Raw genomic sequence first — 13,791 nt, forward strand, 5'->3', positions numbered from 1 at the left:
CCACTGTGTAATGTCATTATAAATAAAAGCAGCTAACTGCATTAGATAAATATAAGAGAGTCACTGTGAAAGTATTGACTGTATTCGGCACTCGACCAGAAGCCATTAAGATGGCACCGTTGGTTCATGCACTTGCTAAGGATGCGGCTTTTGAAGCCAAAGTCTGTGTGACGGCCCAGCACCGAGAAATGCTCGATCAGGTACTGAAGCTATTTGAGATTACTCCCGATTACGATCTCAATATTATGAAGCCAGGGCAAGATTTAACCGATATTACGTGTCGTATTCTTGAAGGGTTGAAAAACGTATTTGCCGATTTCCAACCTGATGTGATGTTAGTGCATGGGGATACTGCGACGACAATGGCAACGAGCTTAGCGGCTTTCTACCACCGTATTCCTGTTGGCCATGTGGAGGCAGGCTTACGTACAGGTAACCTCTACTCACCATGGCCAGAGGAAGCGAATCGTAAGATTGCGGGGCACCTTGCAATGTACCATTTCGCGCCAACTGAAAATTCGCGTCAAAACTTACTAAAAGAGTCTATTCCCGACAATCATATTTTTGTGACGGGAAATAGTGTGATTGATGCTTTGCTGTGGGTTCGCGACAAAGTGATGAGCGACCAGCACATGGCTGATAAATTGGCGGCGAATTACCCGTTTATTGATCCCAATAAGAAAATGATTTTAGTCACAGGCCATCGCCGTGAAAGCTTTGGTGGTGGATTTGAACGTATTTGTCATGCCTTGGCTGAAATTGCACAAAGCCATCCTGATGTTCAGGTGGTTTACCCTGTGCATTTAAACCCGAATGTCAGTGAACCCGTAAAACGTATTTTACATGGCATTGATAATATTATTCTGATTACTCCTCAGGAGTATTTACCCTTTGTCTATTTGATGAACCATGCCTACCTGATCTTGACTGATTCAGGCGGGATCCAAGAAGAGGCGCCATCACTAGGCAAACCTGTTTTAGTTATGAGAGATACCACAGAACGCCCTGAAGCTGTTGAAGCTGGAACAGTGCGTCTTGTGGGTACAGATACACAAAAAATTGTTGCAGAAGTTAACCGGTTACTGACAGATGAAGCGGAATATCATGCAATGAGCCGCGCGCATAACCCCTATGGGGATGGTCATGCTTGTCAGCGTATTCTTGAAGCACTAAAAAGCAATCAGGTGAAATTATGAGTTTTGAAACTATTTCTGTTATCGGCCTTGGTTATATTGGTTTGCCAACAGCAGCCGCTTTTGCGTCACGCAAAAAGCAAGTGATTGGCGTTGATGTCAACCAGCATGCGGTTGATACCATTAATCAGGGGAAAATCCATATTGTCGAGCCAGAGCTTGACCTCGTTGTAAAAAGCGCGGTTGAAGCAGGTCATCTGAAAGCTTTTACTAAACCACAGCCTGCCGATGCCTATTTGATAGCAGTGCCAACCCCATTTAAAGGTGAACATGAACCTGATCTTACTTATGTAAGAGCAGCCGCAGAGTCTATCGCTCCGGTATTGAAAAAAGGGGACTTAGTCATTTTAGAGTCTACTTCTCCTGTTGGCACGACTGAACAGATGTCTGAATGGATGGCTCAAGCGCGTCCTGATCTCACTTTCCCTCACCAAGCAGGGGAAGCGGCGGATATTGATGTGGCTTATTGCCCTGAGCGTGTCTTACCGGGTCAAGTCATGGTTGAATTGATTAAAAATGACCGTGTTGTTGGTGGTATGACGCCAAAATCATCATTACGTGCGAGCGAGCTGTATAACATTTTCCTTGAAGGCGAATGTGTTATCACGAATGCAAGAACCGCCGAGATGTGTAAGCTGACAGAAAACAGCTTCCGAGATGTGAACATCGCATTTGCAAACGAACTCTCACTGATTTGTGCAGAACAAGATATCAATGTGTGGGAACTGATCCGTTTGGCGAATCGTCACCCTCGCGTCAATATTCTACAGCCGGGCCCAGGTGTTGGTGGACACTGTATTGCCGTTGACCCATGGTTCATTGTGGCACAAAACCCACAACAGTCTCGTTTGATCCACACCGCGCGTTTAGTCAATGATGGCAAACCAATTTGGGTTGTTGATCAGGTCAAAGCTGCGGTGGCAGATTGTTTAGCTGAAACAGGTAAAAAGGCGAGCGAAGTGACTATTGCCTGCTTTGGTCTATCATTTAAACCCAATATTGACGATTTGCGTGAAAGCCCAGCGATGCATATCACGAAAATGGTGGCGAGCTGGAATAAAGGTAAAACGTATGCGGTTGAGCCACATATCCATGAATTGCCAACGGCACTAAAAGGCATTGTAGAGCTGGCATCGATTGAAGATGCAATCACCAATGCTGATGTGATTTTAATGCTGGTGGATCATAACCAATTTAAAGCCATTCAAGGTTCATTGATTCAGCAAAAATGGGTTGTGGATACCAAAGGAGTTTGGCGTTGAAACGCATACTAATCACAGGTGGAGCCGGTTTTATCGGCTCTGCGGTTGTTCGTCATATCATTGAAAATACTAACGACAGTGCGGTTGTCGTAGACTGCTTAACTTATGCGGGCAATTTAGAGTCACTCAGTGAGGTGTCAAATAGCGACCGCTATGCGTTTGAGCAAGTGAATATTTGCCATCGCGCTGAGTTAGACCGCGTTTTTGCGAAATATCAACCCGATGCCGTGATGCATTTAGCCGCAGAAAGCCATGTTGACCGCTCTATTGATGGCCCTGCCGCCTTTATTGAAACCAATATTGTCGGTACATACACGCTATTAGAGGCGGCTCGTCATTACTGGATGGGCTTAGATGCCGCGAAAAAAGCGCAATTCCGTTTCCATCACATCTCAACTGACGAAGTGTATGGCGATTTGGAAGGGCCGGACGGTTTCTTTACTGAAACCACGCCTTATGCGCCAAGCAGCCCTTATTCGGCTTCTAAAGCATCGAGTGACCATTTAGTGCGGGCTTGGCAGCGTACTTATGGCCTGCCAACCATGATCACCAATTGCTCAAATAATTATGGGCCATACCATTTTCCAGAAAAACTGATCCCACTGATTATCATCAATGCGTTAGCAGGTAAGCCATTACCTGTTTATGGCAAAGGTGAGCAGATCCGCGATTGGTTATTTGTTGAAGACCATGCTCGCGCCTTATATTTGGTGGCAACGACAGCACAGCCGGGTACCACTTATAACATTGGTGGTCACAATGAACGTCGTAATATTGATGTGGTCGAGACTATTTGTGAGCTACTTGAAGAACTTCATCCGCAGAAGCCAGAAGGGGTTGCACATTACCGTGACCTTATCACTTATGTGACGGATAGGCCGGGTCATGACATGCGCTATGCCATTGATGCCGATAAAATCGCACGTGAATTAGGTTGGACGCCTCAAGAAACATTCGAATCAGGGATCCGTAAGACAGTGCAGTGGTATCTGAATAACGAAACTTGGTGGCGTCGTGTGCAAGATGGTTCTTATGCAGGAGAACGCCTTGGTTTAGGCGCTTAAGGGGGGATCATGAAAGGGATTATATTGGCTGGTGGTTCGGGAACGCGTTTGCATCCGATTACACGGGGCATCTCGAAACAGTTATTACCTATCTATGATAAACCGATGATCTATTATCCATTGTCAGTACTGATGTTGGCAGGGATCCGGGAGATATTGATTATTTCTACTCCGGATGATCTGCCCATGTTTAAACGCTTACTTGGTGATGGACATGAGTTTGGCATTCAGCTGAGTTATGCCGAGCAGCCTTCACCGGATGGCCTTGCTCAAGCGTTTATTATTGGTGAAGAGTTTATCAATGGTGATGCATGCTGCTTGGTGCTAGGTGACAACATCTTCTTTGGTCATTCATTTAGTCCAAAACTGAAATCCGTTGCGGCAAGAACACAAGGTGCCACGGTATTTGGTTATCAAGTTATGGATCCAGAGCGTTTTGGTGTGGTGGAGTTTGATGATGACTTCAAAGTGTTATCCATCGAAGAAAAACCGAAAAAGCCGCTTTCTAACTGGGCGGTGACGGGGCTTTATTTCTACGATAATCAGGTCGTTGATTTCGCTAAGCAGGTGAAACCTTCAGAGCGAGGGGAGCTGGAAATTACCTCTATCAACCAAATGTATTTGGACAAAGGTGAGCTAAACGTCGAACTGTTGGGGCGTGGCTTTGCATGGCTAGATACGGGCACTCACGATAGCTTAATTGAAGCGGGTACTTTTGTACAAACGGTTGAAAAACGTCAAGGTTTCAAAGTCGCCTGTTTAGAAGAAATTGCATGGCGTAATGGTTGGTTGTCTGATGAGCAAGTTCAGGCATCGGCAAAACAACTGAGTAAAACGGGTTATGGCCAATATTTAGAGGATCTCCTCCGTGTCCGTCCGCGCCAGTATTGATTGTCTACAATGGGAGTCTGATTTTTTCGGACTCCCTACGGCGAAATTAGATTTCGCAGCGCCACACGCTGAGACGGTTCTTGCAAGCCAATTAGACGGTTATGCTATTACTCAAGCCAAGATACTTGCTAGTGATACTGAGCGTTTAGATGGGCTAATGCAGCTTGGTTTCTCTCTCGTCGAAGGTGAAATTGATTTTGCGCTGACTATTGGCACAGAAAATGCTTATTTAAAAAGTCGATTAGTGGCAACAGATCGGGTTGAACCCGCTGTTGCGGAAGATATTCCTGTATTACGCCATGCGGCGGCACAAGTGTTTAGCCAAAGCCGTTTTCGGTCTCCTTGGTATCGTGAAGGCGACAGCGGGCGTTTTTATGCACTATGGATAGAAAAAGCGGTTTTAGGCACATTTGACCATACTTGTTTATTAGTAAAAGACGCGTCGGGGGATATCTTAGGCTTTGTGAGTTTGAGACACCTTGATGATGACACAGCGCGTATCGGCCTACTCGCTGTTATGCCTAGCGCTACTGGGCGAGGAATTGGCCGTAAATTGATGTCCGCAGCCGTTGTCTGGTGTGAGCAACACGAAAAAAGACAGTTAAATGTGGCTACCCAAATCAGCAACATTGCGGCATTAAATCTTTATTCACGTAGTGGTGCTTCGGTTGCTAGCACTGCTTATTGGTTATATAGGGGACAACATGATTCCATTTAATAAACCACCCGTTGTAGGAACTGAATTAACGTATATGAAGCAAGCCATGGAAAGCGGCAAGCTATGTGGTGATGGTGGTTTTACAAAACGTTGTGAAGAGTGGATGGAAAAGCGCTTTGATTGCCCTAAAGTCCAGTTAACACCTTCTTGTACCGCTTCGTTAGAGATGGCGGCGATCCTAATTAACATCAAGCCTGGTGATGAAGTGATCATGCCAAGCTTTACCTTCGTTTCTACCTCAAATGCGTTTGTATTAAGAGGGGCTACCATTGTTTTCGTGGATGTACGTCCAGACACCATGAACATGGATGAAACAAAAATTGAAGCTGCAATCACCGAACGTACTCGTGCTATCGTTCCAGTCCATTATGCGGGCGTCGCTTGCGAAATGGATACCATCATGGCTATCGCGAAAAAACATAACCTATTTGTGATTGAAGATGCGGCACAAGGTGTTATGTCGACATACAAAGGCCGAGCATTAGGTACTATTGGTCATATCGGCTGCTATAGTTTCCACGAAACGAAAAACTACTCGTCAGGTGGTGAAGGCGGGGCAACACTGGTCAATGATAAGTCGTTGATTAACCGTGCCGAAGTGATCCGTGAAAAAGGAACTAACCGCAGTCAGTTTTTCCGTGGTCAGGTAGATAAGTACACTTGGCGTGATATTGGTTCCAGCTATCTCTTGTCAGATTTACAAGCGGCTTATTTGTGGGCTCAGCTTGAAGAAGCTGAAAAAATCAATGATCGCCGATTGCTACTATGGCAACGCTACTATGAGGCGTTATCACCATTAGCGCAGGAAGGTAAACTTGCATTACCTATCGTGCCCGAAGGGTTAGTGCATAACGCCCATATGTTCTACATCAAGCTAAAAGATGTTGAAGAGCGTACTGCTTTTAATGAATACATGAAATCAAATGGCGTTTTAACGGTGTTCCACTATGTTGCGTTGCATACTAGCCCTGCTGGGGAAGAATTTGGACGTTTCCACGGTGAAGACCGTTATACGACCAGTGAAAGTGACCGTTTAGTGCGTCTGCCTATGTTCTACAATATGACAGATGATGAACAACAAACGGTAATTGCAAAAATTAAGGCGTTTTTTGCCTAATGTCGTTAGCCAAAGCTTCAGTTTGGACTGCTGGGTCTACCCTGATAAAAATCGGGGCAGGCCTACTTATCGTCAAATTATTAGCAGTCACGTTTGGCCCGAGTGGGGTTGGTCTGGCGGGGAACTTCCGCCAGTTAATCACAGTGTTGGGTGTTTTATCGGGAGCGGGTATTTTTAATGGTGTGACTAAATATGTCGCAGAACACCATCAAGACCCTGAAAAGTTACGTGCGGTATTAGGGACATCATCAACACTTATTCTTGGTTTTTCGACACTATTAGCGCTGATATTCCTGTTTTTTAGCGGCCCAATAAGTGAAGGGCTATTCGACAGCAAGGACTATCAATCTGTTATTCAGGCGGTTGCCTTTATTCAGATGGGCATTGCTTACGCTAACTACTTCTTGGCGATCCTTAAAGGTTATCGAGACGCATCGGGTAATGCTCAATCGATTATCTTTGGGAGTATAATTGGTGTAGTTGCTTATTATTTATGCTACACATTAGGTGGTTATGATGGCGCTTTAGCAGGCTTGGCATTGGTTCCTGCATTAGTGGTTTTACCTGCTGCCTTGATGATGATTCGCCGTAAGCGGTTTGCATTATCGATGTTAAAGCCTGCTTGGGATAAAGCCGTAGCGACTAACCTAGGCAAATTTACCATTATGGCGTTAATTACGTCGGTGACTTTGCCCGTTGCCTATATCATGATGCGGAATTTGCTCGCAGCACAATATAGTTGGGATGATGTAGGCTTATGGACAGGGGTTAGCACAATTTCAGATGCTTACTTGCAGTTTATTACCGCGACATTTTCTGTGTATTTGCTGCCTACACTCTCTCGGCTACAACATAAAAATGAAATTTCTGCTGAGATCCTTAAGACGTTAAAATTTGTGTTACCTGCTGTCGCCGTAGCCAGTTTTATGGTGTGGCTATTACGTGACTTTGCGATTTGGTTGCTGTTTTCTGAAAAATTTAATGGAATGCGAGACTTATTCGCATGGCAATTAGTGGGCGATGTGCTGAAAGTCGGTGCATATGTCTTTGGTTATCTTGTGATTGCGAAGGCAGCATTGCGTTTTTATATTTTAACTGAGGTGAGCCAGTTTATTCTCTTAATGGGCTTTTCCCATTGGCTGATACCTATGCACGGGGCTGTAGGGGCAACACAAGCCTATATGGCGACATATATCGTGTATTTTCTCCTCTGTTGTTGCGTATTTTTGATTTACCGTAGGCGAGTATGACAACCTTAATACATGTACTGGGATCTGAACTCCCTCACCATAATCAAACGGTGTTGACGTTTTTTAATGACGTGATCTGTAAGGAAAATACAGCGTCACAAAAACCCCATTTTATGGTGGTTAGTCGCGATACTCAGCTTGCGGCTGCATATCCAAAGCTGAATATCGATGTTTTTGAAAGTAAAAAAGCGATAGCGAATGCGGTGATCCAACGTGCAATGGCAGATCGCCGAGAACGTTTTTTCTTTCATGGTCAGTTTAACGCGCCGATTTGGTTAGCCCTCCTATTTGGTAAAATTAAATCTCACCAGTTTTGGTGGCATATTTGGGGTGCAGACCTGTATGAAGAGTCAAAATCATTAAAGTTTAAGCTTTTTTATGTATTGCGTCGTTTGGCGCAAAAAAAAGTGGGGCACGTTTGTGCGACCCGCGGTGATTTATGTTATTTCCAGCAATCTAACCCAAAAGTACCGGCCTCAATTTTATACTTCCCAACACGAATGGATCCTGCTCTGACGTTAAATGAGCGTCCAGCGCGTCAGGGCGAGACATTGACAATCCTATTAGGTAACTCAGGTGATCAATCAAATCGTCATATAGAGGCTCTGAGCGCGATTAAACAGCAATTTGGTGAGCAAGTTAAGGTCATCGTACCGATGGGGTATCCGGATAATAACCAAGCTTATATCCAACAGGTCGAGAAGGCGGCTCAAACGCTATTTAAGGCAGACCAAGTCAGTATCTTAAAAGAGCGGATGGCGTTTGCGGATTACCTCGATTTATTGAGGACATGTGATTTAGGCTATTTTATCTTTAATCGCCAGCAAGGGGTGGGAACGCTGTGCCTGTTGATCCAGTTTGGTATCCCGTTTGTGATCAGCCGACAAAATACCTTTTGGCAGGATTTAACGGCACAGAATGTGCCCGTCTTTTTCTATGGCGATGAGCTATCGTTAGGCCTTGTTGATGAGGCTCAGCGGCAAATGACGTTGCTGGATAAACAACATATCGATTTTTTTGCCCCTAACTTTACGGATGGTTGGAAAACGATTTTAGGTGTTGCGGAGGAGCAGGCATGACCTTAGCCGAGTTAGGGGGCTTATCGCTTGTCTATCTAATCTCCATTATCTTTATCGGAACACTGCTCTACACAGAGTTTCGACGTGTACGTTTTAATTTTAATATTTTCTTTTCGCTGTTGTATTTACTGACATTTTATTTTGGTTTTCCGCTGACTTGTGCTTTGGTTTTCCAATTTGATGTGGCAGTTGTTCCGGCTGAGTATTTGCTCTACGCTCAACTGGCGGCAACCAGTTTTTATGCTATTTATTATGTTGCTTATAAAACACGCCTAACCAAAAGTGCGACCACTGCTAAGCGACCGCTCTTCACCATGAATAAAGTGGAAACGAACCTAACCTGCTTATTGTTGATTGCGGTTGCGGTGGTGACAGTAGGGATCTTTTTCTTACAGAATGGTTTTTTACTGTTCAAACTTAAATCGTATAGCCAAATATTCTCCAGTCAGGTTTCAGGGGTCGCGCTAAAGCGCTTTTTCTACTTCTTTATCCCTGCAATGTTGATTGTGTACTTCTTGCGACCATCACAAAAACGCTGGCTTTTCTTTCTCGTCAGTACCGTTGCATTCGGTTTTCTGACGTATGTGATTGTTGGCGGAACGCGAGCCAATATCATTATTGCATTCGCCCTATTTTTGTTTATTGGTATCGTCAGAAGGTGGATCACTCTTTGGATGCTAGTGGCGGCAGGTGTCGCGAGTATTATCGGTATGTTCTGGCTAGCGTTAAAACGCTATGGCCTAGATGTGAGTGGTGCAGAGGCGTTTTATACCTTCTTATATCTGACCCGAGATACCTTCTCACCATGGGAAAACCTTGCTCTATTGTTGAGTCACTATGACAAGATAGAATTCCAAGGTTTGGCGCCTATTGTGCGTGATTTTTATGTCTTCATTCCATCGTGGTTATGGCCTGAGCGACCTGACACGGTACTGAACTCAGCAAACTACTTTACTTGGGAAGTGCTCAATAACCACTCTGGATTGGCAATTTCGCCTACATTGATTGGTTCATTAGTGGTGATGGGGGGCGTGCCATTTATCCTACTCGGTGCGATTGTGGTTGGGTTAATCATTAAATGGTTTGACTGGATCTACGGCATGAGCCTAAAAGAGTCAAATCGCTATAAAGCCGCCATTATGCAAGCTTTTTGTTTTGGGGCTATTTTTAACATCATTGTGTTAGCACGTGAAGGGGTCGACTCCTTCGTGTCACGCGTAGTCTTTTTCTGCCTCATTTTCGGACTTTGTTTGATTCTGGCGAAATTACTGTACTGGTTATTTGAAAGTGCGGGGCTTATTCGGGCAAAAACAGCTTCTTACTTAGGAAGCCAACGTCGCGGAGACCGCTAAAGGAGCATTATGGAACAGCAATCTATTCCACAATATAGTATCAGAGGCCACCAAATATGGGGCTTCAAAGATATGACGCATTTTCTGGATCACCTATTTGCAGACGGTGAAACAAAATCAGGTACGCTGGTGGCTATCAATGCTGAAAAAGTGATGACAGCAGAAAAGGATGCGGCATTAAATACGTTGCTTGGGCAAGCGGAATATCTCTATGCAGATGGTATCAGTATTGTGCGCGCTATTCGCCGTAAATACCCTCAAGCGCAAGTCTCTCGTGTAGCGGGAGCTGATCTTTGGGAAGCGTTAATGGAACGCGCAGGGAAAGAAGGCACGCCTGTTTTTTTAGTTGGTGGTAAGCCGGAGATCCTTGAGCAAACAGAGAATAAGCTACGAGCGCAGTGGAATGTGAATATTGTTGGCTCACAAAATGGCTATTTTACGGCAGAGGATAGAGATGCTCTGTTTGAGCGAATTCGAGCCAGCGGCGCAAAAATTGTAACAGTCGCGATGGGGTCACCCAAGCAAGAGATCTTAATGCGCGATTGTCGAAAAGTTTACCCAGATGCACTCTATATGGGCGTTGGTGGCACTTACGATGTCTTTACTGGGCACGTAAAACGCGCCCCTAAAGTCTGGCAAAATTTAGGATTAGAGTGGTTATATCGCTTATTATCTCAGCCGACCCGCATTAAAAGACAGTTTAAATTGTTGAAATTTTTAGCTTACTACTATGGCGGCAAGCTGTAGTTTTGCATAGCATGTCACGGCGTAAGTTACCTTTATTGCGCTGTGACATGTCACCATCTTGTCAATTTTCACCTCCCTTTAATAACATAAACGTTACTTCTGGTCTCTTCCTTCAATTATTTCTATAATTCATCAAAAATACATGTAAGTTACGAGCTTTCGGTTCAAACACTGGAATATGTCATTTTTTTCGACTGATAAAACAGTCTTTTTATGAATATTGATTGTGCTTATTACTATAAATACTCATAAGCCATGATTTATCTTTTTTGTTACGACAGGGGAATTTATGGAGAATTCACAGCAAGGGCTACAGCGAGGCTTAGAGGCACGTCATATTGAGCTGATTGCACTAGGTGGAACAATCGGTGTTGGCCTTTTTATGGGGTCAGCGAGCACCTTAAAGTGGGCAGGTCCTTCAGTATTGTTAGCCTATATTATTGCAGGCATTTTTGTCTTTTTTATTATGCGCTCAATGGGGGAAATGTTGTTTGTAGAGCCTGTGACAGGCTCTTTTGCTGCCTTTGGTTATAAATATTTAAGCCCATTTTGGGGATGTTTAACGGCGTGGGGCTACTGGTTTATGTGGGTGGCTGTGGGTATCTCAGAGATCACCGCCATCGGCTCTTATGCTTCCTATTGGTTCCCCGATGCACCTCAGTGGGTATTTGCCTTAACCGCCGTTATCTTGGTGGCCTTAGCGAACCTTGCGGCGGTTAGGTTGTATGGTGAGCTAGAATTTTGGTTTGCGATGATAAAGGTGACAACTATTGTTGTCATGATTTTAATCGGCTTAGGGCTAATATTCCTTGGGATCGGTAACCATTTTGAGCCAATAGGCCTTGGTAATTTAACAGAGCATGGCGGTTTTTTTGCGGGGGGTTGGAAAGGGTTCCTGTTTGCATTATGTATTGTTGTCGCTTCTTACCAAGGGGTAGAGCTAGTGGGGATCACCGCCGGTGAAGCTAAAAATCCACAGGTTACGTTGAAAAAGGCGATCAATAATATTCTATGGCGTATTTTAATTTTTTATGTCGGCGCCATTTTTATTGTCGTGACTTTGTTCCCTTGGACTGAAGTTGGTCAACAAGGTAGCCCATTTGTACTGACCTTTGCGAAAGTTGGTATTGTTTCGGCGGCGGCTGTCATTAACTTTGTCGTACTAACTGCCGCGTTGTCCGGTTGTAATAGTGGCATGTACAGTGGAGGGCGAATGCTGTATGCGTTAGCTCAAAACAAGCAACTACCACCTTCATTATTGAAACTCACACGTAATGGCGTGCCAGCGCGCTGTGTTGGCTTCACGATACTGTGCCTATTAGTCGGCTCAAGTTTAAATTATATTATTCCTGACTCAGAGAAAGTCTTTGTTTATGTCTATAGTGCGAGCGTTCTACCCGGTATGGTGCCTTGGTTGGTTATTTTGACTAGTCAGCTCCGCTTTCGTCAGCAAAACAAAGATAAGCTAGCTCAACACCCATTTAAATCCATTTTATTTCCTTGGGTGAACTATGCCACCTTACTGTTTTTAGTTTGTGTGTTGGTAGGGATGGCGATTAACCCTGAGACGCGGTTATCGTTAATTGTTGGCGCTATCTTTTTAGCGGTAGTGTCTATCCTGTACTTTTTGCTCCGGATCATCAATCGTGGTAAAGGTGATAGTACAATCCACTCTTGATGATATTTTTATTTAACATTTTCGTGATAAAGAGAGGAAAAATGCTCTCTTTATCGACAAAACGAGCAAAAGGCAAGCAATCGATATTTTTATTGAAAAAAGGACTAGACAGGGAGTGATTAAATCCGTACTATCCACACCCGCAACGGCGTTAAGCGCCCGTAGCTCAGCTGGATAGAGCGCTGCCCTCCGGAGGCAGAGGTCTCAGGTTCGAATCCTGTCGGGCGCGCCATTAAATTAGCGTGCGGCTACGGTTGGCAAGACAATGTTGTATGTAGTATAATAGCAACACTTTGAATAAAGTGAAGTTATGGTGGCTATAGCTCAGTTGGTAGAGCCCTGGATTGTGATTCCAGTTGTCGTGGGTTCGAGTCCCATTAGCCACCCCATTCTTTTGTGACATTGCGAGGGTGGCGGAATTGGTAGACGCGCTAGCTTCAGGTGTTAGTGTCCTCAGGACGTGGGGGTTCAAGTCCCCCCTTTCGCACCACGAAAAGAGTGAAGAAAATTCAAATAGTATCGGCGAGTAGCGCAGCTTGGTAGCGCAACTGGTTTGGGACCAGTGGGTCGGAGGTTCGAATCCTCTCTCGCCGACCAAATTTAGAAAACCCCGCTTTGAATAAGCGAGGTTTTTGCTTTTTAGCGCATACCCATTATCGGCAGAATCAATCCTTTTCCTCTCCTAGCTTATCTAATCTTTCGCACTTGATTATTGTGTGGTCATTATCCCTCGACCTGAAATGTTGTTTACTTCCCTATGTTTTTCACTGTTTTTAAATGCAGACTGGACGTGCTATTTTTGGGGAATAAACTATCTCTAATTAATTGCTTTTATTGGTTATTTTTCATTGATAATAGTTGATGTCGTAAAATAGATACAAAGCTATATTTTGCTGTCTCCAAATGGAGACATATAACATCATGATTTATATGAATAAATAACTAATAGTTATTTGGTGTCTCTGAATTGAGACAGCGAAGTCGGGCTGTCGTCATGATGGATAGCGAGTATCGCTGGCTAAAATAGTGGATATTTGAAAAAAACGATGTCATCTCGCAGGCTTGCTAAAAAAACGGGATAAAAAATAGCCATATTTCTGTTTTGGAAAAGTTGGCACGCATCCTGCATTACTTATTATGTAGATGCTCATTCCACTCATTATGATAGCAATGCTTCATAAACCTAGGAATGATGCAAAGCCGATTATCGGTGCCTATTGTCCAATATAGATGAACAAGAGCTCATCCTCTTCTCATCAACCCATGGACGAAACGTTGAGTGAGGCACCATCCGTCTGTAGACCTGATTGTATATTTACACCTGTCATTGTTGGCAGGTGTTTTTTTTTGCATGCGAACTCATCAGCCAAAACTGATCCCCTCTTGAACCGTATTTTGTTGCTTGAGGAAATCAGTTCACATCATACATTAGATTAATTT

11 protein-coding genes and 4 tRNA genes are annotated in these 13,791 nt (G+C 44.2%); all 15 read left to right on the forward strand.

What is annotated here, in order from left to right:
• The first annotated feature begins 65 nt into the window (after positions 1-65).
• The 15 genes from wecB to PR699_RS02120 all read left to right on the forward strand — a co-directional run bounded on the left by wecB (position 66) and on the right by PR699_RS02120 (position 12,948).
• The gene (gene wecB / locus PR699_RS02050; protein ID WP_272577821.1) at positions 66-1,196 is read left to right on the forward strand and encodes a non-hydrolyzing UDP-N-acetylglucosamine 2-epimerase; all 1,131 of its coding nucleotides are present in this window, start codon (positions 66-68) and stop codon (positions 1,194-1,196) included.
• On the forward strand, positions 1,193-2,455 hold the full coding sequence (wecC, locus tag PR699_RS02055; RefSeq protein WP_004915484.1) for a UDP-N-acetyl-D-mannosamine dehydrogenase: 1,263 nt from the start codon (positions 1,193-1,195) through the stop codon (positions 2,453-2,455). Before wecB ends, wecC begins: the two co-directional genes overlap by 4 nt.
• Positions 2,452-3,519: a dTDP-glucose 4,6-dehydratase gene (gene rffG / locus PR699_RS02060; protein WP_004915487.1), complete on the forward strand. Its 1,068-nt coding sequence runs from the start codon at positions 2,452-2,454 to the stop codon at positions 3,517-3,519. Before wecC ends, rffG begins: the two co-directional genes overlap by 4 nt.
• A gap of 9 nt (positions 3,520-3,528) precedes the next feature.
• Positions 3,529-4,410: a glucose-1-phosphate thymidylyltransferase RfbA gene (gene rfbA / locus PR699_RS02065; RefSeq protein WP_004915489.1), complete on the forward strand. Its 882-nt coding sequence runs from the start codon at positions 3,529-3,531 to the stop codon at positions 4,408-4,410.
• Positions 4,388-5,128 carry a dTDP-4-amino-4,6-dideoxy-D-galactose acyltransferase gene (gene rffC / locus PR699_RS02070; RefSeq protein ID WP_004915494.1) on the forward strand — a complete coding sequence of 247 codons (741 nt, stop codon included), beginning with the start codon at positions 4,388-4,390 and terminating at the stop codon, positions 5,126-5,128. The genes rfbA and rffC overlap by 23 nt, the downstream gene beginning before the upstream one ends.
• A complete protein-coding gene (gene rffA / locus PR699_RS02075) occupies positions 5,115-6,245 on the forward strand; it encodes a dTDP-4-amino-4,6-dideoxygalactose transaminase (protein ID WP_004915497.1) in 1,131 nt (376 codons plus the stop codon). Before rffC ends, rffA begins: the two co-directional genes overlap by 14 nt.
• On the forward strand, positions 6,245-7,495 hold the full coding sequence (wzxE, locus tag PR699_RS02080) for a lipid III flippase WzxE (RefSeq protein ID WP_004915501.1): 1,251 nt from the start codon (positions 6,245-6,247) through the stop codon (positions 7,493-7,495). Before rffA ends, wzxE begins: the two co-directional genes overlap by 1 nt.
• Positions 7,492-8,574 (forward strand): TDP-N-acetylfucosamine:lipid II N-acetylfucosaminyltransferase, encoded by a 1,083-nt coding sequence (locus tag PR699_RS02085; protein WP_014657282.1) that lies wholly within the window; start codon positions 7,492-7,494, stop codon positions 8,572-8,574. Before wzxE ends, PR699_RS02085 begins: the two co-directional genes overlap by 4 nt.
• Entirely contained in the window at positions 8,571-9,926 is a 1,356-nt protein-coding gene (wzyE, locus tag PR699_RS02090) for an ECA oligosaccharide polymerase (RefSeq protein ID WP_004915508.1), read from the forward strand. The genes PR699_RS02085 and wzyE overlap by 4 nt, the downstream gene beginning before the upstream one ends.
• 9 nt (positions 9,927-9,935) lie before the next feature.
• Positions 9,936-10,673 carry a lipopolysaccharide N-acetylmannosaminouronosyltransferase gene (wecG, locus tag PR699_RS02095; protein ID WP_004915511.1) on the forward strand — a complete coding sequence of 246 codons (738 nt, stop codon included), beginning with the start codon at positions 9,936-9,938 and terminating at the stop codon, positions 10,671-10,673.
• A gap of 289 nt (positions 10,674-10,962) precedes the next feature.
• Positions 10,963-12,351, forward strand: a complete 1,389-nt coding sequence (locus PR699_RS02100; protein ID WP_004915515.1) for an amino acid permease — start codon at positions 10,963-10,965, stop codon at positions 12,349-12,351.
• A gap of 155 nt (positions 12,352-12,506) precedes the next feature.
• Positions 12,507-12,583: transfer RNA gene (locus PR699_RS02105), tRNA-Arg, on the forward strand.
• A gap of 81 nt (positions 12,584-12,664) precedes the next feature.
• Positions 12,665-12,740, forward strand: a tRNA-His gene (locus PR699_RS02110).
• 15 nt (positions 12,741-12,755) lie between these two features.
• Positions 12,756-12,841: transfer RNA gene (locus tag PR699_RS02115), tRNA-Leu, on the forward strand.
• 30 nt (positions 12,842-12,871) lie between these two features.
• A tRNA-Pro gene (locus PR699_RS02120) sits at positions 12,872-12,948 on the forward strand.
• Positions 12,949-13,791 lie beyond the last annotated feature (843 nt).

The organism is Providencia sp. PROV268 (assembly GCF_028477805.1).
GTDB lineage: Bacteria > Pseudomonadota > Gammaproteobacteria > Enterobacterales > Enterobacteriaceae > Providencia > Providencia stuartii.

Coding starts and splice junctions, on each gene's coding strand:
- PR699_RS02100 (WP_004915515.1), top strand. CDS start 10,963: ATGGAGAATTCACAGCAAGGGCTACAGCGAGGCTTAGAGGCACGTCAT.
- rfbA (WP_004915489.1), top strand. CDS start 3,529: ATGAAAGGGATTATATTGGCTGGTGGTTCGGGAACGCGTTTGCATCCG.
- rffA (WP_004915497.1), top strand. CDS start 5,115: ATGATTCCATTTAATAAACCACCCGTTGTAGGAACTGAATTAACGTAT.
- wecG (WP_004915511.1), top strand. CDS start 9,936: ATGGAACAGCAATCTATTCCACAATATAGTATCAGAGGCCACCAAATA.
- PR699_RS02085 (WP_014657282.1), top strand. CDS start 7,492: ATGACAACCTTAATACATGTACTGGGATCTGAACTCCCTCACCATAAT.
- wecC (WP_004915484.1), top strand. CDS start 1,193: ATGAGTTTTGAAACTATTTCTGTTATCGGCCTTGGTTATATTGGTTTG.
- wzxE (WP_004915501.1), top strand. CDS start 6,245: ATGTCGTTAGCCAAAGCTTCAGTTTGGACTGCTGGGTCTACCCTGATA.
- wzyE (WP_004915508.1), top strand. CDS start 8,571: ATGACCTTAGCCGAGTTAGGGGGCTTATCGCTTGTCTATCTAATCTCC.